Genomic DNA, 23,934 nt, shown 5'->3' with positions numbered 1-23,934 from the left:
GCGCACCGACGACCCTCACGGGCGGCCGCCGCGAGAATTATTCTCCGCGCGAGATCCGTACCATGTCTTCGCGCGGAACGACCTTCACACGCGCGCGTTCGTGCGGCGCACCGAGAGCGATCTCATGCTGATCGAGTCGGTGCCAGCCGTCGAGATCCGTCCACTTCACACCCCGCGATTCGAGCAGCGCCGGGATCGCGGCTTCGGACGGGTCCTGCGGCTGCCACCACGAGCCCTGGTCGTTGACCAGGTGCTGCACCGTCTCCATCGCATCGGACTTCGTGTGGCCGATGAGGCCGACGGGTCCGCGCTTGATCCAGCCGGTCGCGTAGACGCCCGGTACGCGCTGGTTGGAGTCCTTCGCGAGCACCTGACCCTCATGGTTCGGAATCACGCCGTGCTTCTTGTCGAACGGCACTTCACTGAGCGGTGAGCCGAAGTAGCCCACGGCGCGGTACAGCTGGCCGATCGCGATCTCACGCAACTCACCGGTGCTCCGTATGCCGCCAGAGCCGTCCGGCTCCGTGCGCTCATACACGATCGCGGCGACCTTGCCCTCGGCATCCGTCTTGATCTCGATGGGCTTGGACCAGAAGTGCAGATGCAGCCGGCGACTCGCCTCTCCCCCTGCGTTGTTCGCCGACGGGCGGGTGCGCCACTGCTGCAGGACCCGGTCGATGACCTTGACCTGCTTGTTGCTCGCGATCGCGGCCAGCGACGCGTCGTCGTAATCGAAGTCCTCGTCGTAGACGACCATGTCGACGTCGCGCAATTCTCCGAGTTCGCGCAGCTCGAGCGGCGTGAACTTCACCTGCGCCGGGCCACGACGGCCGAACACGTGCACATCGGTGACCTTCGAGGCGTCGAGACCAGCGTGGACGTTGTCGGAGATCTCGGTCGGCAGCAGGTCCTCGGCGTGCTTTGCGAGGATGCGGGCCACGTCGAGTGCGACGTTGCCGTTGCCGAGCACGGCGACCGATTCGGCATCGAGCGTCCACTCCCGCGGGACATCGGGGTGGCCGTCGAACCAGCTCACGAAGTCTGCGGCTCCGAACGACCCTTCCGCGTCGATTCCGGGGATTTCCAGCTTCGTGTCGCGGATGGCTCCTGTGGCGAAGATCACCGCGTTGTAGTGCTTCTTGAGGTCGGAGAGCGTGATGTCCTCGCCGAAGCGCACATTTCCGAAGATGCGGATGTCACCGCGGTCGAGCACGTCGCGGAGGGCGTTGATGACGCCCTTGATGCGCGGGTGGTCCGGCGCGACGCCGTAGCGGACGAGGCCATACGGTGCGGGCAGTTGCTCGAACAGGTCGATCGACACTTCGAAGGAGCGCTCGGTCTTCAGCAGGATGTCGGCGGCGTAGATGCCTGCGGGGCCCGCCCCGACGATGGCCAGGCGGAGCTTGGTCATGAGTGTCCTTTCGGATGCTGCGGCGATCGATTCACGATCAGCTGCTGCGGTCAGCGAGTGATTCTGCGAAACGGGTCAGCGCCTCGCGCACCGTGCCCTTGGGCAGCGGTGCAAGTGCGCCGATGGCATCGCGCGTCCAGGTGCGCGCGAGATCGAGCGTCTTCTGCGTCACCGCATGGTCGCGGAGCTCAGCCAGCGGCTGATCGAGGATCGCAGGGTCAGCACCGTCAGCTATCCGCGCCACGCCTTCGTCGATCTGTGCGGCGAGGGCAGCGGACGCGGCATCCGTCTCGGTCTTCAGCAAGAGGTACGGCATGGTCGGCACCCCGGCGCGAAGGTCGGTACCGGGTACCTTGCCCGTCTCCTCCGGTTTGGCCGACAGGTCGATCACGTCGTCCAGCAGTTGGAAGGCGACGCCGACCTTCTCACCGTAGACGCGCAGCGGCTCCTCGTACTCGGCGGGGGCGTTCGAGAAGATCACACCACCCTGCGTCGCCGCGGCGATCAGAGAGCCGGTCTTGTCTGCGAGCACCTGGATGTAGAACTCGATCGGGTCATCGCCCGGCTGGGCACCCACGGTCTCGTGCAGCTGCCCCATCACGAGGCGCTCGAAGGTGTCGGCCTGCAGACGGATGGCGCGGTCCCCGTAGCGCGACATCAGCTGACTCGCACGCGAGAACAGGATGTCTCCGGTGAGGATCGCGACGCTGTTTCCCCAGACGGCGTGCGCGGCGGGGACACCGCGTCGACGGTCGGCGCCGTCCATGACGTCGTCGTGATAGAGCGAGCCGAGGTGCGTCATCTCCAATGCCTTGGCGACGTCGATCACCGCGGGGATGTTGCCCTCGCCCAGCTGCGCTGTCAGCAGCGCCAGCACGGGACGGATGCGTTTGCCACCTGCCTCGTAGAGGTAGCGGCTCGCCGCGTCTGCGACGGAGTCCGCGACGCGCAGGTCTTCGGCAAGGCCGTTCTCGACGAGGTCGAGCCCGACTTCGATCTGGTCGGCCACACGCCGCGCGGCGCGTCCGATGAATACGCGGTCGCTGAAGCCGAGACGGCTCGCGAGGCGCGAACCCGGGGCGGCAGGGCTCGAAGTCACGGTTCCACCCTACCTGGGCCTCACGCCTGCTTCGTCGCCTTCGTGTCCGTCTTCGGCGTGGCAGGCGTGGCCGGCTTCGCAGGCTTCTTCGCGCGGTGCAGCGCGACGATGCCGAACGAGAGGTTGCGGTAGGCGACTTCCGTCCAGCCGACCTCGCGAAGCCATGCGGACAGCGTCCGCTGATCGGGCCAGTCCTGGATCGACTCGTTCAGATAGTCGTAGGCATCGCTGTTCGTTCCGGCGACGCGAGCCACGCGGGGCAGTACCTGCGCGTTATAGAAGCGGTACAGCCCGCGGAACACCTTGCCAGGGGGTGTGGAGAACTCGTTGACGACGAGTCGTCCGCCCGGTTTGGTGACCCGAAGCAACTCGGCGAGCGCCTTCTTCGGCTGCTGCACGTTGCGCAGGCCGTACGACATCGTCACCGCGTCGAACTCGTCATCCGCGAACGGCAGGTTCATCGCGTCGGCCTCGACGAACGACAGGTTCTTCAGGTGGCCATGGCGTCGCTTGCCCTCGGTGAGCATGCCGGGCGAGAAATCGGCAGCGACGACTTCTGCTCCGCTCATCGCGAGGGACGCTGACGAGGAGGCCGTGCCCGCTGCGAGATCGAGGATCCGCTCCCCGCGTTTCGGCGCCACCGCGCGGGTGGTGGCCGCCCGCCAGAACGCGTCGTTGCCGAACGTCATGACGGTGTTCGTGCGGTCGTAGCCTGCGGCGACCTGATCGAACATGCCGCTGACGCGCTGGGGATCCTTGCCGAGGTCTGCGCGTTTGGACTGAGTCACGCGTCCAGTCTAGGTCGGTCGAGCTGCAGCACCTCAAGGCGGTCGAGCCACGCGTCCGCAGTCGCGTCATCGAATGGGGCGACCTGGGCGCGCACCCGAGTCTCGAGGTCGAGCGTGAGCCCTTCGAGATGAGCCGTGACATCCGCCGGATAGCCGAATCGGACGCTGTGCTCTGCCCACTCGTCGCGGTCGTCGACCCATGTGCCGCTCGGGCCGTCGGCAGGGTCCCGGTCCCGCTCGAGGCGGATGACGTCGAGATCCATGTCTATGCCGGTCGCCAGCACCGGATCATCCGTCCAGACCACGTCCCAGCCGAGATCGATGTAGATGCGCATGCCGATCGGGTGGTCGCGGTTCACGGTCAGGGCGAAGTCGCCGGACGGCGGCACCAGCGTCACGTTCGGCGCTGCGGCGTAGAACTGCGCACCGGGACGTGCGCTGTGCCAGCCGACCGGCTGCCCGACCCAGTCGCCCCACGCGTCGGCTCCGAGGTAGACGCACTCGTGCCGCCAATGCGTCGACCCGTCCCACTTGCGCCATTGGAACACCATCTCCGTGCCGGGTTCGGGTCGCGCGCTCATGCGTTCACTCTATGCACCGGATCGGACAACTATTCTGGGAAGGTGAGCAGAAGCCTGATCGTGCAGACCCGTGAGATCGATCCGGTCGAAGACCTTCTGGCTTACGCTGATCCCTCCGCTCCCCTCGCCTGGCTTCGCCGTGGAGACGGCTTCGTCGCGGTCGGTGACTCGATGCCGTCTTTCATCCGCATCCCTGCGGGCGCGGCTCCCATGCGCTCCCGGGTGATGGCGGATGCCTGGCGAGAGCTGGCCGCAGGAGCGGAGATCGATGATCCTGTGCAGCTCCCCGGTACCGGGCTGGTGGGCTTCGGCGCACTGACGTTCGATGAGGACTCCGCCTCCGACAGCGTCCTCGTCGTGCCGTCCGTCATTCTCGGCAAGCGCAAGGGCCGAGGCTGGATCACGCGCATCGCGCTCGCAGGCGAAGACCTTCCCCAAGACCGTCCGGACGCGACTCTCGAGCTGCGCGCCTACGGACCGCACTGGGCCGGCACCCTCGGCCCAGGACAGCAGACTCCGGACGGCTACCAGGCCTCCATCCGGGCCGCGCTCGGTCGCATCGGCGACGGCGAGATCAGCAAGGTCGTGCTCGCGCGCGATCTCGCCGGGACTGTGCCCGGTGGCAGCGATCTTCGCCGACTCGTGCGCGAACTGTCATCCGGATATCCCGACACGTGGACCTTCGCCGTCGACGGGTTGATCGGTGCGAGCCCCGAGACGCTGGTCACCGTGCAGGACGGCGCGGTGACGGCACGAGTACTGGCCGGCACGATCGGCCGCGGGGCGGATGCCGATGAGGACAACGCCGCATCCGCATCGCTGTCGTCCAGCGTCAAGGACATCGACGAGCACCAGTACGCCGTGCAGAGCGTGCTGATCTCGTTGCGCCCGCACACCAGCGCACTCGCTTCGAGCGAGCAGCCGTTCCTGCTGAAGCTGCCCAACCTCTTCCACCTCGCCACCGACGTCGAGGGCGAGCTGTCCGACGGCGCCTCCGCACTCGATCTCGTCGGGGCGCTGCATCCTACGGCCGCCGTCGCAGGCACACCCACGAAGGCTGCGATCGCGGCGATCCGCGACCTCGAGCCGTTCGATCGCGGGCGCTACGCCGGCCCGGTCGGCTGGGTGGATGGAAACGGCAACGGCGAGTGGGCGATCGCGCTGCGCTGTGCACAGTTCGAGGCCGGGTCTCTGCGCGGAACGGACGACGGCGGCACGCTCGGTGTCACGGCGTACGCGGGTGCGGGCGTCGTCGCTGCGAGCAATCCGGAGACGGAGCTGCTCGAGACCAGGGTGAAGTTCCGGCCGCTCGTCGACGCGCTGGCCTGAGTCAGCTCGCCGCCAGGCGCTTCTTCTCGGCCTCGATGTCGTAGTCGGCCGCCGGCCACTGCGGATCGATGTCCTCGAGCGCGATCAGCAGCAGTTCCTGCACGGCCAGCCGCGCGTACCACTTGCTGTTGGCCGGCACGACGTGCCACGGCGCGACCTCCGTCGAGGTGCGGTCGAACGCGGCCTGGTATGCGTCCATGTACTGCGGCCACAGCATCCGCTCGTCGACGTCGCCTGGGTTGTACTTCCAGTGCTTGTCGGGGCGCTCGAGGCGCTCCATCAGGCGTTCCTTCTGCTCTTCCGGCGAGATGTGCAGCATCACCTTGACGATCCTGGTTCCGGATGCGGCGACCTGAGCCTCGAACTCGTTGATCGCGTCGTACCGTCGCTCGATCTCCTTCTCCGGCGCGAGGGCGCGCACCTTGCCGATCAGCACGTCTTCGTAGTGCGATCGATCGAAGACCCCGATGAAACCGGGCTCAGGAAGACGCTGCTCGATGCGCCACAGGAAATCGTGCGCCCGCTCCTGCTCGGTCGGCGCCTTGAATGCCGTGAGCGCGATCCCCTGCGGATCGACGCCGCCGACCACGTGCCTGACGATCCCGCCTTTGCCGGCCGAGTCCATCGCCTGCAGCACCAGCAGCACCGCATCCGTGGTGTCACCCGCGCGGCTCTCCGCGAACAGACGCTCCTGCAGTTCGCTGAGCGCATCGATCCCGGCTGCGAGATCCTTCGCGCCGCTCTTCTTGTTCCCGGCGTAGCCGGGGTGAGCGCCGGGGTCGACCTCCGCCAGGCGGAACCCCGCATCCACTCGCAGGATCTCGCGTGCGTCGCCCGCCCAGCCACGTGTGCTCATGCGTACATCCTGCCCGCAACCGCCCGTGATCGACATGGTTTCGTCAGAACGAACCGAGCGCCTCGGTCGGGGTCGCATCCAGATCCAGGGCTTCGAGCACGATCAGCAGCTGTCGCTCCTCGTAGCGGAAGTGGCTCTCCATGATCGCCGCCACGCCTTCCAGATGGCGGTCGAGCTCATCAGGCGCCGCGCGGGAATCGACCGCCGACTGCAGACCGCCGAGAAGGTGCGCGATCATCGAGTGATCCTGCTCGAGCTGGCGAAGCACCGGCGCGAGTTGGGGGTGGGCCCGCTCGATCGAGGGGAACAGGACTCGGTCCTCGCTGCGATGATGGCCGTCCAGTGCGACGCAGAATCCGTGGCAGTAGAGCAGCAGGTCGCGTGCGGCAGTCGTCCCTGGCTCGCCGTCCGCGACGGCTCGCCTGGTCACCTGAAGCGCCTCGCGGAGCGTGGTGTGCACTCGCCGAAGCTCCGCACTCCATGCCGTGAATCTCTTCGTCTCCGGTTCATCCACGGGGCAGCGGAACCTCGATGAGTTGTCGGCCACCGGTCGACCCGGTGAGCGCCTGATCGAGCGCGGCGCGCGTCGTGACCCTCTGATACGTCCAGCCGTAGGCGAGCGCGAGGTGCTCGAGTCCGGCGGTGTGCGGCGTGTAGAAAGCACGATCGAGATCTTCGCGGGGTGCGGATGCGGACACCTCGAGCGCATCGAAGATCGTCCCGCCCCCGTCGTTGCCGACGATGACCTGAATGCGCGGCTCCTGCTCATCCGGCGGCAGCAGCAGCGCGCCGACGTCATGCAGGAACGCGAGATCGCCCAGCAGCACCCGCGTGACGCCGGCCGCGCCATCGGCCTGACTCGCGATGGCGATACCCATGGCGGTGGAGATCGTGCCGTCGATGCCCGCCAGGCCGCGGTTGGCGTGCACCGGCACCTTCTTGCCACCGAGCACGGCATCTGCGACCCGCACCAACCTCGAGGATCCGAACATCAGACGGTCATGCGGCCAGGTCGCGCGCCAGAGGGCGTCAACGAGCAGTTCGCGATCGAGCGGACGCCGCACGGCCTCGAGCTCGGTTCGCACCGCGTCTCGTCGAGCCGCGAAGTCGGTCGAGGCGAGCCCCTCCTGATCCGGCGCGGCCTCACTGAGGTCGATGACGGAAGCCGCGGATGCCTCCATCCACGCACCCATCCACGAGCGGTCGGCCTCACCGGGCGCGACGGCGACGGATGCCGCAGCCACCGTGCGTCCGTTGAGATTCAGCTCCTCACCACCGGAGCGAACAGCCACGACCTGAACGTCGTCGCGGCGCAGGAGCGCGGTCACCTCTCGGCTGAGCGTGGGATGTCCGAGCACGACGGCGCGCTGGATCCGACCGCCGAGCATGTCGTCGCGCAGCATCTCGCGGTAGCCGTGCACGATGTAGCGGCCGAAGCGCGCGCCGCTCACGACCTCGGCGATCAGCGGCCAGGTGCCGGCGTGGGCGATCTCCTCGGCCTGCGCGCCGGCATCTGCGCCGGCGATCACGACAGTGCGCAGACCACGCGTGAGGAGCAGCGGCTCGCCCGCGGTCGCTGTCGGCGCCTGTCCGGGCGTCACCGCTGTGTCCTCTGACAGCGCAGCGGACAGCGGCTCGCGCGACGGGAGGTTCAGATGCACTGGTCCTGCGACTCCCTGCAGGGCGGAGGGCGCGGCGTCGGCCCCCATCGCAGCAGCCACAGCCTTCGCTGCCAGACCGTTCCATGAGCCGTCCCCGGGAACCGGGGCGTCGAGCGACAACCGCACGAACGGGTTGAAGAGTCCCGGCTGGATCGTCGCCTGGTTCGCTCCGACGCCACGCAGTTCCGGTGGACGGTCGGCCGTGAGCAGCAGCAGAGGCACTCCCGAATGGAACGCCTCCATCGCTGCTGGAAGCAGGTTCGCCGCCGCGGTGCCTGATGTGCAGATGACCACTGCGGGTACGCGGGTCTCGCGGGACAGGCCCAGCGCCGTGAAGCCGGCCACCCGTTCATCGATGCGTACATGAACGCGAACGGCGCCGTGCCTCGCGAAGCGGGTGGCGGCGAGCGCAAGAGCCTGTGAGCGGGACCCCGGCGCGATCACGATGTCGCGAACCCCGTGCCCGATGAGCTCGGCGAGGAGGGATGCCGCGGCATCCGATGCCGGCGAGGCCGTCACGATCGTGGCTCGGCCGCCGGAGGGTCCGTCTCGTCGTCCAGGCGGGCGAGTTCTTCTTCGAGGCGGCGGATCCGCTCGTCCTGCTCGGTCTTGCCGATGCTGCGCAGGAACTCGGGATCATCGTCGGGAGCAGCTCGACGGATGCTCTCCTGATCCCTGCGGCGCCTACGCCCGAGGGCGAACCAGAGGATGCCGCCGAGGACCGGGATGAGGACGACGATCGCGATCCAGGCGGCTTTGGACGCACCGCGGTGCCGCGTCGCCGGCTGCACTGCGCAGTCGACGATGCTGAACACCCAGAAGACGAGGGCCAGGAAGCCCCCGACGATCAATAGTCTCGCCACGTCTTCAGTCTAGGCGGGTTATCCGCGCGTGGAGTCCCGACCAGGAGCGCTGGACTGGGCCTACGCTGAGGGCGTGATGATCGACGAGGCCACTCTGGGTCCGGTGAGGATCGCCTGGACCGTCGCAGTCGACGACGCCGACCTGCGCGACGCGGTGCGGTCACTCTGGCCCTCTCAGAGGATTCGTCACGACGGCATGGATGCCGCGCGGGCGCGGCGGTTCGCCACGGGGCGACGACTCCTGGCGACGCTCAGCACCGGAGCGGCATCGGGCACCATCCGCATAGAGAGCGTCTGCGATCAGTGCGGCGGTGACCACGGCCGCCCCCGCGTCGAGGGAGCTCCATCCGCCGTGAGTGTCAGCTACGCCGGGGACATGGTCGCTGTGGCCGCAGTCGACCTGGAATCGGCGTCCGCCGTCGGCATCGACATCGAACGCCGCTCGCCCGGCGAAGACGCCGCGATGAGCGAACTCGCGAGCCTGTTCGCACCCCGAAGACCGCCCGGATTGCGTGAATGGACCGAGATCGAAGCCGCGGTCAAGGCTGACGGCCGTGGGATGCGCATCCCGCCCTCAGAGGTGACCTTCGGCGAGCGATCCGCAACGCTCCTGCCGGGCGGGCGAGCGGTCCATGTTCCCGGGCGCGATGAGCGCTTCGAGGTCGCCGCCGCACCCGGCCCGTCCGACCACATGATCAGCGTCGCCGTCATCCAGGCAGAGCCGGCAGCGGTGTCGCGTCGACCCACTCGTGGAAGAGGTCGGCGAGCGGGACGCCCGTGACCTCCTCGGCCACCTGGATGAAGTCCGTCGTCGTGGCGGTCGCCCAGCGGTATCGCTCGGTCCAGGTGTGCAGCAGCCGGAAGAAGGCCTCGTCTCCCACCGTCAGCCGCACGGCGTGGAGGGTGAGAGCGCCCCGCTTGTAGATCCGGTCATCGAACATCAGGTCGGGGCCGGGTTCGCCGAGGACGACGTCCTGATCGAGAGCGCCGAGTCGGCGGTGATGGCTCACCGCCTCGGCATGTGCGGTGAGACCACCGGAGCGCTCCGACCAGATCCACTCCGCGTAGCAGGCGAAGCCCTCGTTCAACCAGATGTCGCGCCACTGCGAGAGGCCGACGCTGTTTCCGAACCACTGATGCGCGAGCTCGTGGGCGATGAGACGCTCTGACCCCGAAACGCCATCGGCATGGTTCGCCCCGAATATCCCGACGCCTTGTGCTTCGAGGGGAATCTCCAATTCGTCCTCGGTGACGACGACTCGGTAGTCCGGCAACGGGTACGGACCGAACGTCTCCTCGAACACCCGCATCATCTCCGGCAGGTCGGCGAAATCCGCCAGCACCCGGCTCTCCAGCGCGCGCGGGTAATTCAGCTCGCCCACCACCCCGGTGAAATCGATCGGCGCCTGGACGTAACGCCCGATCTGCACGGTCGCGAGATACGTGGCCGTCGGGATGTCGCGGTCGAAGATCCATGTCGTCTTGCCACCGCGGGTCGAGCGTGAGGTGGCGCCACCCGCGACGACGGTATACGCGGAGTCGGTGGTGAATGTCAGCCGATAGGTCGCCTTGTCAGACGGCAGATCGTTGCACGGGAACCAGGTCGGCGCTCCCGTCGGCTGCGAGGCGATGATGACGCCGTCCTCCAGCTCTTCCCAGCCGATCGTGCCCCACCGTGATCGGCGGGGCCTCGGAGCGCCGGCGTAGGCGATGGTCGCCGAGAACGAGTCGCCGGCGGCGAGTGGAGTTCCGAGCGAGACACGGAGCTTGCGGTCGCTCTGGCGAAAGGGCACGGACTTGCCGGAATCGACGCGCACGCGTGAGGCGCGCAGCCCGACGAGGTCGAATGACAGTGCAGTGGTCGCCGCGCGGACGTGTCCGCGGATGACGGCCGTGCCGCTGAGACGATTCGTCGCCACTTTGTACTCGAGTTCGAGTTCGTAGTGCGCGACGCTCAGGTTCGCGTCGCCGCTCTGCGCGACGTACGGGTCGCCGCTCATAGGTCGGCAGACTGGTACGCGCGGACCTTGACCGCGCGCCACGGTCCGATCGGATTCCCGCTCCACCGACTGCCGACCGGCACGGTCTCGCCGCGCATGACGAGGGATGCAGGGCCGACGGTGGCATCCGCGCCGATGGAGGCGGCCGGAAGGATGACGCTGTGCGGCCCGAGGGTCGCGCCCGCTTCGAGGGTCACTGTGTCGGTGCTCATCACTCGATCATGGAACAGATGAGTCTGAACCACACAACCCCGGTTAACTGTGGCCCCATCGCCGAGCGTCACGAGGTCGGGCTCCGGAAGCCAATAGCTGTCCGTCCAGACACCGCGGCCGATCTTCGCGCCGAGTGAGCGCAGCCACATCGCGAGGATCGGAGTGCCAGCGGCCGCGTTGGCGAACCAGGGCGCGGCCACCATCTCGGTGAAGGTGTCTGACACCTCGGTGCGCCACACGAAACTCGACCAGAGCGGATGTTCGCCGGGTCGGATGCGGCCGACGATGACCCATTTCGCGATCGTGCTGATGGCGGCCGCGCACAGGCCGGCGAACATCACGACGACGCCGGAGAGCACGACTGTCATTGCCACTCCCCAGGTGCCGATCATCGCGGCGAGCGCGAGCAGGACCGCCACTCCCAGCGCGCAGCTGACGACCACGGGGATGAAGCGGCACAGCTCCCACAGGGCGCGGGCGAAGCGGAGCCCGGCACGCGGTCGGTACGTGCGCTCCAGGTCGGCGTCGTTGACCACGCGGCGGAGCCTCATCGCCGGCGACCCGAGCCATGACGACCCCGGCTTCGACTTCTCGGGAGCCACCGACAGCACGGCGACGAGGCCGTCACGCGGCACGCGATGTCCGGGGCCGGCCATCCCCGAGTTGCCCAGAAATGCGCGCTTGCCGATCCGGGCACGATCGATGCGCATCCATCCGCCCTTGAGCTCGTACGCCGCGACCATCGTGTCGTCTGCGAGGAAGGCACCGTCGTCGATCGTCGTCATCGAGGGGATCAACAGCACCGTCGACGCCTCGACCTCGCGGCCGACCTTGGCACCGAGCATCCTCAGCCAGATCGGTGTGAACAGGCTCGAGTAGATCGGGAACAGGATGGTGCGGGCCGAATCCAGCAGTCGCTCCGTCGCCCACGCCTGCCATGCGATGCGGCTGCGAACGGCATGGATGCCTTCGTGCAGGCCGATGGACAGCAGGCGCGTGAGCAGCACGACCAGAGCCGCAAGCGTGACTCCGGCCGCGAGCGTCGCCGGCACCAGCCACGCCAGAGCAGCGGGCAGCGCCCCGGGAATCGATTCGGACCCACGGATCGCCTGCGCGACCACGAGCACGCCGACGCCGTACGCGATGAAGGGAAGCAGTGCCAGGCCGGCGGAGGACAGGCCGTAGACCCAGAGCCATCTCCGCGGGGCAGGCGGACGCTCCGGCGCGAGCGGACTGGATGTTCCGCCCACCCGCACCGCCGGCGAACCCGCCCATCGCTGACCGGCGCGGACTCTGCCGAACACGGCTGAGCCAGGGGCGATCTCGGCATCTCGGCCGATCTTCGTCCCCGGAGCGAGGGTGCTGCGGGCCCCGATCGTGGCACCCGCGCCGATGCGGATGCCGCCGATGCGGACGGTGTCGCCGTCGATCCAGTACCCGGACAGGTCGACCTCCGGCTCGATCGCCGCGCCCGCGGCGACGTCGAGCATCCCGGTCACCGGCGGCAGCGCGTGCAGGTCGACGTTCGGACCGATCCTGGCTCCCAGCGCTCGCGCGTAGTACGTCACCCACGGCGCACCGGCAAGGCCCACCGGGTCGATCTGATGCGCGATCTGCTCGGCGAGCCATAGCCGCAGATGCACTCCTCCCCCGCGCGGGTAGTCACCGGGGCGCACTCCCGTGAGCAGAAGCCTGGACAGCGCGGCGGAGACCGCCATCCGTCCGAACGGGATCACGAAGATCAGCAGACCGATGGCGATGACCCACCACGGCGCGTCAGGCAGGAACTCGAATCCCGGCACGAGCTGCAATATCCAGCTGCCGGTGAGAAGCCACAGCGTCCATCGGATGCCGGTGAGGATGAACAAGGGCACGCCGGCGATGCTCTGCACCCATTGCATGATCCTCGGTGTGGGGTGCGCTGTACTGAAGGTGGCGGCGACGTCATCCTCATCGGCGGCGTCCTCCTCCACGGCATCCGCCATCTGACGGAGCTTCGGCAGATCGTAGACGTCCGCCATCGTGAACTCGGGGGCGCGGACGCGGATCCGAGAGACGAGCTGAGCGGCTGCGAGAGACCCGCCGCCGAGCTGGAAGAAATCGGCCTTCTCATCGGCGGGACGGATGCCGAGCACTGCCAGCCACTGCTCGGCGAGCCACGCCGCGGTGCCGGACAACGACGAATCCGAGCCGTCGGTGTCTTCGAGGGGCCACGGCAGAGCAGCCTTGTCGACCTTGCCCGAGGTGCGCACGGGAAGGTCGTCCATCACGGCGAGAAGCGGGATCAGCGGTGCAGGCAACGTCTCGGCGAGCTCAGCCCGCGCCGTCTGACGATCGAAGCCTTCCGCCGGCACGACGTAGCCGACCAGGAGCGGGACGCCGCCTTCCGAGCGTTGCACGACCACGGTGGCGGCAGAAACGGCCGTGAGCGCCTGCAGCGCCGTTTCGACCTCGCCGAGTTCGATGCGACGGCCGCCCACCTTCACCTGATCGTCCGCGCGCCCTTGGAAGAGGAAGCCTGCGGGATCAGCCCGCACGAGGTCGCCGGAGCGGTAGGCACGTTCCCAACCGAGCGTGGGCATCGACGCGTACTTCTCGGCGTCCTTGGCAGGGTCAAGGTATCGGGCGAGGCCGACTCCGCCGATGATCAACTCGCCCACCTCGCCGTCGGCGACCTGGTTTCCGTCGGCGTCGACGACGGCCAGGTTCCAGCCGTCCAACGGCAGCCCGATGCGCACGGGGCCCTCGCCGTCGAGCAGCGCCGCGCACGCGACGACCGTGGCCTCGGTCGGACCGTACGTGTTCCACACCTCACGCCCCTCGGAGACAAGGCGGGCGACGAGTTCGGGCGGGCAGGCCTCACCGCCGAAGATCAGGAGGCGGACGTTCTCGATCGCATCCTGCGGCCACAGTGCTGCCAGCGTCGGAACGGTGGAGACCACGGTGATCCCGTGGCCGAGGAGCCAGGGACCGAGGTCCTCTCCCGAGCGCACGAGCGCGCGGGGCGCGGGGACGAGGCACGCGCCATAGCGCCACGCGAGCCACATCTCCTCGCACGACGCGTCGAACGCGACGGAGAGACCTGCGAGTACGCGGTCTCCCGGTCCGAGCGGAGCGTTCTGCAGGAACAGGCGCGCCTCTGCGTCGACGAAGGCCGCCGCGGAGCGATGCGTGACGGCGACGCCCTTGGGCACCCCCGTCGAACCGGACGTGAAGATGATCCACGCGTCGTCGTCGACGGTCGGCATCTCCACGGTGGCGATCGCACTCGAGCTCGGGTGCGGTGGCTCCCCCTCGAACAGCTCTCTCGCCGCAGCGAGCGATCCGGCTGTGCGAGGCTCGTAGACTCCCGCCCCGGTGATCACCCCTGCGACGCCGGCCTCTCCGAAGACGAGATCCGCCCGCTCCTCCGGGTCATCGGCGTCGACCGGCACGTAGGCTGCACCGGCGGCCATGATCCCGAGGATCGCGATGTAGAGCTCGCGGTCCCCGGACGGCATCCGCACGCCGACACGGTTCCCCGTCTCGACGCCATGCTCACGCAGGCGCGCCGCGGTCTGCCAGACGAGAGCCAGCAGTTCGGAATAGCTGAGCGCACCTGCAGCGTCCTCGAGGGCGGATGCCTGGGGGTGTCTCGTGGCAGATGCTCGGAGGATGTCGATCAGCGTGCGCGGATCGGTCGCAGCACCGGAGTGGTCGAGGTACTCCTGCATCGGCCGGTTCAAGCCGACAGAAGTGTGATCAACTGCGCCTTGGTGAGTCGGGAGAACCCGGTGCGTCCGTCTGCTGTGGCGCGTGCGCGCAGCTGCGCGACGGTGAGCGTCGACAGGTCGGATGCTGCGGGAGTCGCAGCCTTGGGAGCGGCGGGGCGCCGCGTCGCAGGCGCCGCAGCCGGCTTCGTGGCAGCGGGTTTGGTGGCGGCCGGTTTGGTCGCGGTGGGCTTCGCCACGGCGGGCTTGCTCGCCGTCTTGGTGGCGGGCTTGCTCGCCGTCTTGGTGGCGGGCTTGCTCGCCGTCTTGGTGGCGGGCTTGCTCGCCGTCTTGGTGGCGGGCTTGGCCGGGGCCTTCACGACGGGCCGCGTGAGCGCTGCCTCGGCCGCGGGCTTCTTCGGGTCCTGCGCCTCAGCCTTCTCGGCCTTCTTCAGCTTCTTCGCCGCGTCTGCCTGCACCTTCTTGGCTGCCTCGGCTTTCGCGGCCAGCTTGCTCTCGATCTTGTCCGCGGTCTTCTCGATGCGATCGATCGCCGCGACGGCCTTCTTCTCGACCTTGCGAGGGCTGCGCTCGACCTTCTTCTTCTTCGCCTTCGACACGTCCTTGGCGTCGTCGGCGAGGGCGCGGAGCTTCTTCGCGTCCTTCTTCGGGAGCGTCCTGCTCAGGCGCTTCGCGTCTTTCGCGGCTTCGGCCGCGGCATCCAGCGCAGCGTTCGCCGACTTCACGGCCTTGGTGGTCTTCGCCATCTTCACTCCCTCAGTCCGCATGTCCGCCGCGAGATTTCGGCGTACTGCATGCGGCGCACATCGTACAGGGGCAAGGAGAACAGTTCGGAAACTCCCGTCACACCAGTTCGCCGACGAGCGTCTCGATGCGTGCCCGGATCTCATCGCGGATCGGACGCACGGAGTCGATGCCCTGACCTGCGGGGTCGTCGAGCTTCCAGTCCTCATAGCGCTTTCCGGGGAAGAACGGGCAGGCGTCGCCGCAGCCCATCGTGATGACGACGTCAGAGGCCTGCACCGCTTCGGTCGTGAGCACCTTCGGGGCTTCGGCGGTGATGTCGATGCCGAGTTCGGCCATCGCGTCGACCGCGATGGGGTTGATCTGATCCGCCGGCATGGATCCGGCGGAGCGCACCTCGATGCGGTCGCCGGCGATGTCGCGGAGGAAACCCGCCGCCATCTGAGAGCGGCCGGCGTTGTGCACGCAGACGAAGAGGACGGAGGGCTTGGAAGCAGTTTCGGTCATGAGGACTCCTTGAGTAGTTCCTGGACAAGAGTTCGAACGCGGGCGGCGATGTCGTCGCGGATGGCCTCGACTCCCTCCCGGGAGGCGAGCGCCGGGTCGCCGACGGCCCAGTCGTCGTAGCGCACCCCTGGGATGATCGGGCAGACATCGCCGCAGCCCATCGTGATGACCACATCCGCCGCCCTGACGGCATCGTCCGTCAGCGGCTTCGGGAACCGCTCAGCGGCTTCGTCGCCCTCGATCTCGGTGAGCAGCGACCGCACGTGCGGATGGATGACGTCGGCGGGGCTGGATCCCGCTGAGCGGGCGATGACTCGGCCGTCTGCGAGCTGATTGACGAGCGCGGCGGCGAGTTGTGAGCGACCGGCGTTGGCCGCGCAGACGAACAGCACCTGCGGCACGGTCGTGTCGCGGTCTCGACTGAGATCGCTCAGCCGCTGCCTGGCGAACCGCTCTGCGAGCGGGATCAGGGCCGAAGTCACCCGAGCGGTGCGCGCCAGAGCGGTGTACGACTCCCGGACGACGGTGAGGACGATGGCCGCGTCAACCTCGGGAATCTCGGCGGCCAGTTCGTCAGCAAGACGGGTCACGCGGGCGTCGAAGTCCGGCCGGAGTGACTCTTCGGACGCACCATCCGCCGCAGGAGCGGCGACTGTGGCCGGCGCGAACGAGTCCAGCAGCGTGGTGACGGCACGGCGACGCTGGGGGTTGATCCTGTACCAGACCCATGTGCCGCGGCGCTCTGACGTGAGCACGTCGACGTCTTTGAGGACCTTGAGGTGATGCGACACCGTCGGCTGGGACACCTCGGCGAGCTCGGCGAGATCGCAGACGCAGGATTCCCCACGCGGGTCGGAGGCGATCGCGGAGAGCATCCGCAGACGCAGGGGGTCGGACAGCGCCTTCAAGGTGGACGCCACAGACGACGCGGCATCCTGACCGATCGCATGTGAGGTGACGGGACTGCAGGTCTCATCTGCGGTCAGCATGACAGTCATGACGGCATCCTCTCGGCGGTGTGAGGAGCGGCGGTGTACGGATCGGTGTGGAACCAGCGCCTTGCCGCCCAGAGCGAGACGTAGACGAGGCCGACGAGGACTGGGACCTCGATGAGCGGGCCGACCACACCGGCCAGGGCCTGACCGGAGGCAGCGCCGAAGGTGCCGATGGCCACCGCGATCGCGAGTTCGAAGTTGTTGCCGGCAGCCGTGAACGCCAACGTCGAAGAGCGTGCGTATCCCAACCCGAGCGCTTTGCCGGTGAAGAGTCCGATGAACCACATCACCGCGAAGTACGCCAGCAGCGGCAGTGCGATCCTGGCCACGTCGAGCGGGCGAGATGTCACCTGCTCGCCCTGCAGCGCGAACAGCAGCACGATGGTGAACAGCAGCCCGTAAAGGGCCCACGGGCCGATCTTCGGCAGGAACTTCTCCTCGTACCAGTCACGGCCCTTGCGCCGCTCCCCGATGAAGCGGGATGCGAAACCGGCCAACAGCGGGATGCCGAGGAAGATCAAGACGTTCAGGGCGATCGACCCGACGGAGAAGTCCAGGCCCTGAGTGTCCAGACCCAGCCATCCGGGGAGGACGCTGAGGTAGAACCAACCGAGCAATGAGAATGCCACGACCTGGAAGACCGAGTTGATCGCGACGAGCACGGCTGCCGCTTCCCGGTCGCCGCAGGCGAGGTCGTTCCAGATGACGACCATCGCGATGCATCGGGCGAGCCCGACGATGATCAGTCCGGTGCGGTACTCGGGCAGATCTGGCAGGAGCATCCACGCGAGCGCGAACATGAGCGCGGGGCCGATCAGCCAGTTCAGTACGAGCGAGGAGATGAGCAGCCTCTTGTCGCCGGTGACGGCGGCGACCTTGTCGTAGCGGACCTTCGCCAGTACCGGGTACATCATCACCAGCAGCCCGAGTGCGATCGGGACCGAGATCCCGCCGACCTCGAGGCTCGCGAGCAACGCAGACACCCCCGGGACGAAGCGGCCGAGCAGGATGCCGCCGACCATCGCCACCCCGATCCAGAGCGGCAGCCAGCGATCGAGGGTCGACAGGCGACGCACCGCGGGCGGAGCGGGAACGCTGGCGGTTGCGGTACTCATGCGGCGAGGACCTCGGTGGATCGTTGTTTCGACATGCGTCTATATTGACATCCATCGATATCGACCGCAATACCGCCCCGAGTGAACCGGTCAGCCGACAGTGACCGGACGCAGGCCGATCTGAAGGGCGGCAGGCGCAGCGCAGCAGCTTCCGGCACTGTCGTCGAAGCCGCCGGAGCCGCCGCATACCCCGGTGCCTGGAAGGACGAGCTCGTTGCGCGCAGCAGCCTCCTGATCTCCGGCTAGGTGCGCGACGACACTGCGGACCTGCTCGTGTCCGGTCATCGCGAGGAACGTCGGTGCACGTCCGTACGACTTCACTCCGACGATGAAAAACCCCTGCTCGGGCTGCGCGAGCTCCCTCGCTCCGGTGGCCCCCACCGAACCGCAGGAGTGGATGTTCGGGTCGATCTCGGAGGCGATACCCGCGACGGCGTCGAGGGCGGGGTCGAGGTCGATCCGCAACTCGCGCAGCATCTCCGTGTCGGGACGGAAGCCGGTCAGCGCGAAGACGTGCGCGACGCCTGAGACCTCACGACCGTCGTCGGCGACCACCGTCAGCGCCCCGCCGTCCCGACGGAACTCGGCGACACGGAAGCCGGTCACCAGGTCGACGAGCCCGGCATCGATCACCTTGCGGGCGCGGGATCCGAGCGCAGCGCGTTCGGGCAGTTCGTCCCCTGTGCCACCACCGAACACGTTCGCGGCGCTTCCACGGCGCAGCATCCAGGTCACCCGCGTTCCGGGCGATCGCCGCGCCAGTTCGCTCAGCCGGAGGACCGCGTGAGTGGCGGAGTGCCCTGCACCCACGACGACGACATGAGACCCGGCGAGCGCGGACACATCATCAGGAATGCGGTAGGAGATCGAGGTCGACGCCCCACTCTCACCGAGCGCCGGGAATCCATCAGCGCCGGCAGGGTTCGGAGATCCCCACGTGCCACTCGCGTCGATGACCGCACGCGCGATCAGGCGAGATTCGACGCCATCCTGATCGACCATGTGCACGACGAACGGCTGACCCTTCCGTCCGCCGTCGACGACCTTGTCACGCCCCTGGCGGGAGATGCCGGTGACGGTCGCGCCATACCTGACACGTTCACCGAGCGCACCGGCGAGCGGCGCGAGATACCCGCTCACCCATTCCGCTCCGGTCGGATAACCCGAGATCTGCGCAGTCCACCCCGTGGGCTCGAGAACACGGCGAGCCGCGGCATCCGTCAGCTCCGGCCAGGCCGAGAAGAGGCGCACGTGACCCCATTCCGACACCGCTGCCGCCGGTCCTTCACCGCGCTCGACGACCACAACGTCCACGTCGCGTTCGACCAGGTGCGCCGCTGCGGCGAGTCCCTGCGGGCCTGCTCCGATGACGACGACAGGAAGTTCAGACATCACATCTCCTCAGATCGAGAATCTTCAATATGAAGACTGTCACGCACCTATCGAAGAATGTCAATACGTGTCAGACTATGGGTGTGAGCATCCCGACGACCATCGAAGCGAACTCCTGCTGCGTGCCGAGCGTCACATCCTCGCTCACGGCTGACGACGCAGAACGAGTCGCACGGGTGTTCAAGGCGCTCGGCGACCCCACGCGCGTCAGACTGCTGTCGCTCATCGCCGCCGGCGCAGGCGGAGAGGCGTGCATCTGCGACCTCACCGAACCGGTCGGGCTCTCACAGGGCACCGTCTCGCACCATATGAGGCTGCTCACCGACGCCGGTCTGGTCACGCGCGAGCAACGGGGCAAGTGGGCGTACTTCGCTCTCAACGACGGCGCGTTGGACGCAGCCGCCGACGCACTCCGCCCGGCATGACCGCGGTGGATGCCCCGCCACGGCAGGGCGGTCGTCTGGCCGCACTCTCGGTCGGGCAGGTCATCAGCTGGGGGATCCTGTTCTACGCCCTCATCGTCGCATCCCCTGCGATCGCGGACGACACGGGCTGGCCCGTCGCCCTGGTCACGTTGTCGTTCTCCTCCGGCCTCGTCGCCTCCGCTGCGGCGGGAGTGTTCGTCGGGCGGTGGCTCGATCTCCAGGGACCGCGCCTCATCATGACCATCGGCAGTATCGTCGGCCCGTCAGGACTCGTCATCGTCGTGCTCGCGCCGAACCTCGGCGTGTTCACCCTCGGATGGGTGATCGCCGGCATCGCCCAGTCGGCCGTGCTCTATCAGGCGGCGTTCACCGTCATCGCCCGTCGATACGGGTCGCGGCGTCGGGGCGCGATGACGATCCTGACTCTGGCCGGCGGCCTCGCCTCGACCGTCTTCGCTCCCATCGTCGCGGGTCTTCTCACGGTCACCGACTGGCGCACCATGTTCCTGATCCTCGCCGGCATCCTGCTGATCACCACCGTCCCTCTGCACTGGTTCAGCCTCGAGCGCACGTGGGACCCGATCATCCACGACAGTGACGAGCAGCCGCACACTGTGAGTTCGGTCATTCGCACCCGGCGTTTCTGGATGCTCGAGCTGTCCATGCTCGCCCTGGCGGCAGCCCTCTTCAGCGTCACGCTCGCCCTCATCCCACTGTTCACCGAGAAGGGCATGAGCTACGAGCTCGCCGCCTGGGCGCTCGGTCTCCTCGGTGCGGGGCAGGTGATCGGGCGGCTCCTGTACGTCGCCATCCCTCATACGGCAGCCCCCTGGATCCCTCTCGCCGCCACTGCCGGACTCAGCGCGGCGTTCCTCGCGCTCCTCGCGCTCGTCCCCGGTCCGCCGTGGCTGCTCATCTCCATCGGCATCGCCGCCGGAGCCGTCCGCGGCGCGCAGACGCTCGTGCAGGGCTCCGCGGTCGCCGACCGGTGGGGCACGCGCAACTACGGCTCCATCAACGGTGTCTTCGCCGCCCCGATCACACTCGTCGGCGCGTTCGGGCCCGCAATCGGACCGCTCCTCGCCGTGGCAACCGGCTCCTATTCGGCCATGGCTCTGATCGCCGTCGGGTTGGCCGCGCTCTCGCTCGCCTTCGCCCGATTCTCCTGATCCATCCGGCGATCTCAGGCCCGACTGAAGCGCATCGTGACGATCTGGAACGGGCGCAGTTCGAGTCGCACGCAGTCGCCGTCGCGGTCGACAGCGACGCCATCGAGGACGGCGTCGCGTTCGAGCAGGTCGGTCTGCCGCGCGTCAGTGAACGCGAACCCGGTCGTGAGCGTCGCCTGCGCACGCGTGCCCAGGGCTTCATACAAGCGCACCACGACGTCGCCGCTGCCGTCCTCGGCGAGCTTGATCGCCTCTACGACCACGCCAGGGTGATCGACGATCGCGAGCGGCTCGATCGCCTCGACTGCGGTGTTCTCGAGCCGACGGGCGGGCAGATTGATGTGGTATCCCTCAGCGACCGTCTCGGCGACATCCGCGCCGATCACGAAGCCTGCTCGCAGCTCGTGACGCCCCTCGTCCTGTGCGGGGTCGGGGAACAGAGCCGACCGGATGAGTGACAGTCGTGCGACCGTGATGGTGCCGCCGCGCTCATCTCGTTGTTCCCGGGTGATGTCGTGACCGTACGTCGAGTCGTTGACTATCGCGACCCCGAAGTCGGGCTCGCAGACGCGGATCCACCGGTGCGCCACGGTCTCGAACCGGGCGGCATCCCATGACGTGTTCGTGTGCGTCGGACGCTCGATGTGTCCGAACTGGATCTCCGACGCGGCGCGGTCGGTATGAAGGTCGAGAGGGAAGGCGAGTTTGAGCATCTTCTGCTTCTCGTGCCAGTCCAACTCGAGGACGAACGACAGCACGCGCGAGTTCTCGCCCAGACTGATCCGCTCGATCACGGTGGACGTCCCGAACCGGCGCTCGACGACGACGGCCGACCCGGCGACCCCGATCGAGGCGACCTCGGTCAGATCGGTGACGGTGTTGCGATAGTGCACGTCCACGTCCCACGCGTCCCACTGCGTGGGGGTGTCGCGGTGCAGTTGGAGCAGCCCTGCATGGCGTCCCGGCGCTACGACTTCCCGCCCCGTCTCGATGTCGACAGCCGAGACGACCAGGCCGCGATCGTCCACCGTCGCGCGGACCACGCCGTTGTCGAGCACCCATCCATCGGCGCCGTCGCGGCGCGGTTCGACGTCTTTCACGCCCTCGCTCGCGCCGGCACCGAGCGCTGCGACACCCTCTCTGGCATGCGGGGACGCGTTCGCGACGAGTGTCCGCGCACCTTCGCCGGCGAGCGCCCGCAGGCTGTCACCGATGATCTCCTCGAGCTCGCGCGCCACGAAGGCGTAGTTGCGTTCGGCGTCCTGATAGACCCACGCGATAGAGGATCCAGGAAGGATGTCGTGGAACTGCTGCAGGAGGACGGTCTCCCAGACCCGCTGCAGCCGCTCGGCGGGATAGGCGATGCCGAGGCGCACGTTCGCCGTCGTGGCCCAGAGCTCCGCCTCGCGCAGCAAGTGCTCGCTACGCCGGTTGCCCTGTTTGGTGGCCAGCTGGCTCGTATATGTACCACGGTGGAACTCTAGATAGAGCTCCCCCGACCAGACCTCGGGTCGGGGATATTCGGCCTCAGCGGTCTCGAAGAACTTCCGAGGAGTGCTGTGCGCGACGCGCGGTGACCCTTCGAGCGACTCCGTACGTGCGACTGCTGCCGTCATCTCGCGCGTCGGCCCTCCGCCGCCGTCGCCGTAGCCGTATGGGAGGAGCGAGACCGTGGCACGACCCTTGTCTGCGAAGTTGCGCTCGGCATGTGCGAGTTCATCCGCAGTGACGCGCGAGTTGTATGTGTCGACGGGCGGGAAGTGCGTGAACAGCCGCGTTCCGTCGATGCCCTCCCATTGGAAGGTGTGGTGAGGGAACTTGTTCGTCTCGTTCCACGAGATCTTCTGTGTGAGGAACCAGCGCGTGCCTGCCGCCTTGGCGATCTGCGGCAGCGCTCCCGAATACCCGAAGGAGTCAGGGAGCCACGCCTCGGGCGTATCGATCCCGAACTCGCGCAGGAAGAACGACTTGCCCGCGACGAACTGCCGTGCCATCGCCTCCGACCCCGGCATGTTCGTGTCGGACTCGACCCACATGCTCCCCACCGGGATGAAGCGTCCCTCGGCCACGCGAGCGCGGATCCGTTCGAACAGGTCGGGATAGTACTCCTTGACCCACGCGTACTGCTGCGCGCTGGACGCGACGAAGACGAACTCGGGGTCTTCGTCCATGAGGGACAGCACGTTCGAGAAGGTCCGCGCCACCTTGCGGACCGTCTCGCGCACGGGCCACAGCCACGCGGAGTCGATGTGCGCATGACCTACGGCGTGCAACGTGTGTGCGGAAGCGGATGCCGGCTTCGCCAGCACGGGGGCGAGCACCTCACGTCCGGCAGTCGCGGTGCCGGCGACGTCGTCAGGGTCGACGACGTCGATCATCCGCTCCAGCGCGACGAGGATGTCGGCGCGGCGCGGGGACCCGTCGTCCATCTCCTCGACGAGGCCGCGCAGCGCGAGCGTGTCGGCGAGCAGATCCGCGACCTCGAGGTCGCGGAGGCGCACGTCGATGTGGCGCAACGTGTAGATGGGGTCGTCGCCCGCGGTCGCAAGATCGCCGACGTGGGTCGGGTCGAACGTGAAGAGGCTTCCGACATCAGGGTTGGAGGCAGCCTCGATGTAGACGTCGACGTCGCCCGCCTCGTCCACCGCTTCGGCGACAGCGTTGTTGAGCGGCGCGATCCCGCGGACGGGCCTGCCTGCGACGTCCCACACCATCGCCTCGCATTGGAAGCCCGGCTGACCTTGTGTGAAGCCGAGGTCGACGACGAGCTCGGCTCGTGTGCGCGGGGGCAGCGAGCCGTCAGCGTCCCGCCACGACGCAGGGACGCCGCCCTGCAGGCGGAACCATGTCGTTCCCCACGGGCGTCCCCACAGATCGCCGGGGGCGATCGGCGAGAACTCGCCGGCCGCAGCTTCCGCGAATGCAACGGGCTCGCCTGCCGCGTCCCAGCGCGCAGCTGTGATCGGTGCGGACGCGCGGTGGACATGGGTGCGCAGTCGCTCGCGGACGAAGCGGTCGACGCGGAGGAGGGCAAGGCGGGAACGGTCGTGCATGGGTGGCTCTTTCGGGAGAGGAA

General features: G+C 68.0%; 20 protein-coding genes. 4 read left to right on the top strand and 16 right to left on the bottom strand.

The annotated features are described in order from the left end of the window. Nucleotides 1-37: 37 nt before the first annotated feature. From ACP7AR_RS17055 to ACP7AR_RS17040, 4 genes are read right to left on the bottom strand one after another with little or no spacing between them, the layout of a single operon-like run. Complete coding sequence (locus ACP7AR_RS17055; RefSeq protein WP_426188423.1) at nt 38-1,411, bottom strand: FAD-dependent oxidoreductase; 1,374 nt, start codon at nt 1,409-1,411, stop codon at nt 38-40. Nucleotides 1,412-1,448: 37 nt separating this feature from the next. Further along, on the bottom strand, nt 1,449-2,510 hold the full coding sequence (locus ACP7AR_RS17050; protein ID WP_426188421.1) for a polyprenyl synthetase family protein: 1,062 nt from the start codon (nt 2,508-2,510) through the stop codon (nt 1,449-1,451). A 20-nt stretch (nt 2,511-2,530) separates the two neighbouring features. Beyond that, on the bottom strand, nt 2,531-3,298 hold the full coding sequence (locus ACP7AR_RS17045) for a class I SAM-dependent methyltransferase (RefSeq protein WP_426188419.1): 768 nt from the start codon (nt 3,296-3,298) through the stop codon (nt 2,531-2,533). Further along, nucleotides 3,295-3,879, bottom strand: a complete 585-nt coding sequence (locus tag ACP7AR_RS17040) for a hypothetical protein (RefSeq protein WP_426188417.1) — start codon at nt 3,877-3,879, stop codon at nt 3,295-3,297. The genes ACP7AR_RS17045 and ACP7AR_RS17040 overlap by 4 nt, the downstream gene beginning before the upstream one ends. A gap of 42 nt (nt 3,880-3,921) precedes the next feature. Here ACP7AR_RS17040 and ACP7AR_RS17035 point away from each other — a divergent pair, with 42 nt between their 5' ends. Beyond that, nucleotides 3,922-5,208, top strand: coding sequence for an isochorismate synthase (locus ACP7AR_RS17035; protein WP_426188415.1), 1,287 nt, complete (start codon nt 3,922-3,924; stop codon nt 5,206-5,208). Nucleotide 5,209: 1 nt separating this feature from the next. On the opposite strand, the gene ACP7AR_RS17030 is transcribed toward ACP7AR_RS17035, so the two are convergent. Genes ACP7AR_RS17030 through ACP7AR_RS17015 form a run of 4 tightly spaced genes read right to left on the bottom strand, consistent with a single transcriptional unit; the run spans nt 5,210 to nt 8,588 of the window. Then, entirely contained in the window at nt 5,210-6,064 is an 855-nt protein-coding gene (locus tag ACP7AR_RS17030; RefSeq protein ID WP_426188413.1) for a PPK2 family polyphosphate kinase, read from the bottom strand. 43 nt (nt 6,065-6,107) lie between these two features. Continuing rightward, the gene (locus ACP7AR_RS17025) at nt 6,108-6,524 is read right to left on the bottom strand and encodes a hemerythrin domain-containing protein (RefSeq protein ID WP_426188411.1); all 417 of its coding nucleotides are present in this window, start codon (nt 6,522-6,524) and stop codon (nt 6,108-6,110) included. Between the two features lie 46 nt (nt 6,525-6,570). Continuing rightward, complete coding sequence (menD, locus tag ACP7AR_RS17020) at nt 6,571-8,244, bottom strand: 2-succinyl-5-enolpyruvyl-6-hydroxy-3-cyclohexene-1-carboxylic-acid synthase (protein ID WP_426188409.1); 1,674 nt, start codon at nt 8,242-8,244, stop codon at nt 6,571-6,573. Beyond that, the gene (locus tag ACP7AR_RS17015; protein ID WP_426188407.1) at nt 8,241-8,588 is read right to left on the bottom strand and encodes a PLD nuclease N-terminal domain-containing protein; all 348 of its coding nucleotides are present in this window, start codon (nt 8,586-8,588) and stop codon (nt 8,241-8,243) included. The genes menD and ACP7AR_RS17015 overlap by 4 nt, the downstream gene beginning before the upstream one ends. 73 nt (nt 8,589-8,661) lie before the next feature. Between ACP7AR_RS17015 and ACP7AR_RS17010 the strand changes: the two genes are divergently transcribed. Further along, nucleotides 8,662-9,369, top strand: a complete 708-nt coding sequence (locus tag ACP7AR_RS17010) for a 4'-phosphopantetheinyl transferase family protein (RefSeq protein ID WP_426188405.1) — start codon at nt 8,662-8,664, stop codon at nt 9,367-9,369. Here the strand turns inward: ACP7AR_RS17010 and ACP7AR_RS17005 are convergent. The 7 genes from ACP7AR_RS17005 to ACP7AR_RS16975 all read right to left on the bottom strand — a co-directional run bounded on the left by ACP7AR_RS17005 (nt 9,296) and on the right by ACP7AR_RS16975 (nt 19,264). After that, a complete protein-coding gene (locus ACP7AR_RS17005; protein ID WP_426188403.1) occupies nt 9,296-10,588 on the bottom strand; it encodes a M1 family metallopeptidase in 1,293 nt (430 codons plus the stop codon). The two genes, ACP7AR_RS17010 and ACP7AR_RS17005, sit on opposite strands and share 74 nt — an antisense overlap. Next, nucleotides 10,585-14,514 (bottom strand): Pls/PosA family non-ribosomal peptide synthetase, encoded by a 3,930-nt coding sequence (locus ACP7AR_RS17000; protein ID WP_426188574.1) that lies wholly within the window; start codon nt 14,512-14,514, stop codon nt 10,585-10,587. Before ACP7AR_RS17000 ends, ACP7AR_RS17005 begins: the two co-directional genes overlap by 4 nt. 8 nt (nt 14,515-14,522) lie before the next feature. Then, the gene (locus tag ACP7AR_RS16995) at nt 14,523-15,257 is read right to left on the bottom strand and encodes a hypothetical protein (RefSeq protein WP_426188401.1); all 735 of its coding nucleotides are present in this window, start codon (nt 15,255-15,257) and stop codon (nt 14,523-14,525) included. 97 nt (nt 15,258-15,354) lie between these two features. Further along, nucleotides 15,355-15,762, bottom strand: coding sequence for an arsenate reductase ArsC (locus tag ACP7AR_RS16990; RefSeq protein ID WP_426188399.1), 408 nt, complete (start codon nt 15,760-15,762; stop codon nt 15,355-15,357). Then, on the bottom strand, nt 15,759-16,760 hold the full coding sequence (locus ACP7AR_RS16985; RefSeq protein WP_426188397.1) for a metalloregulator ArsR/SmtB family transcription factor: 1,002 nt from the start codon (nt 16,758-16,760) through the stop codon (nt 15,759-15,761). Before ACP7AR_RS16985 ends, ACP7AR_RS16990 begins: the two co-directional genes overlap by 4 nt. Beyond that, the gene (gene arsB / locus ACP7AR_RS16980) at nt 16,757-17,872 is read right to left on the bottom strand and encodes an ACR3 family arsenite efflux transporter (protein ID WP_426188395.1); all 1,116 of its coding nucleotides are present in this window, start codon (nt 17,870-17,872) and stop codon (nt 16,757-16,759) included. Before arsB ends, ACP7AR_RS16985 begins: the two co-directional genes overlap by 4 nt. Nucleotides 17,873-17,962: 90 nt before the next feature. Continuing rightward, entirely contained in the window at nt 17,963-19,264 is a 1,302-nt protein-coding gene (locus ACP7AR_RS16975; protein WP_426188393.1) for an FAD-dependent oxidoreductase, read from the bottom strand. Between the two features lie 77 nt (nt 19,265-19,341). Between ACP7AR_RS16975 and ACP7AR_RS16970 the strand changes: the two genes are divergently transcribed. Both ACP7AR_RS16970 and ACP7AR_RS16965 read left to right on the top strand, forming a co-directional pair. Then, the gene (locus ACP7AR_RS16970; RefSeq protein ID WP_426188391.1) at nt 19,342-19,689 is read left to right on the top strand and encodes an ArsR/SmtB family transcription factor; all 348 of its coding nucleotides are present in this window, start codon (nt 19,342-19,344) and stop codon (nt 19,687-19,689) included. Then, complete coding sequence (locus tag ACP7AR_RS16965; RefSeq protein ID WP_426188389.1) at nt 19,686-20,858, top strand: MFS transporter; 1,173 nt, start codon at nt 19,686-19,688, stop codon at nt 20,856-20,858. The genes ACP7AR_RS16970 and ACP7AR_RS16965 overlap by 4 nt, the downstream gene beginning before the upstream one ends. Nucleotides 20,859-20,872: 14 nt before the next feature. Here ACP7AR_RS16965 and ACP7AR_RS16960 read toward each other — a convergent pair whose 3' ends face one another. Beyond that, on the bottom strand, nt 20,873-23,911 hold the full coding sequence (locus tag ACP7AR_RS16960) for an alpha-mannosidase (protein WP_426188387.1): 3,039 nt from the start codon (nt 23,909-23,911) through the stop codon (nt 20,873-20,875). Nucleotides 23,912-23,934 lie beyond the last annotated feature (23 nt).

Origin of the sequence: Microbacterium sp. TWP3-1-2b2 (assembly GCF_049896145.1) — a bacterium.
Classification (GTDB): Bacteria; Actinomycetota; Actinomycetes; order Actinomycetales; family Microbacteriaceae; genus Microbacterium.
Note: the sequence above shows the minus strand (reverse complement) of the source record. Positions and strands in the feature narration are given on the sequence as shown.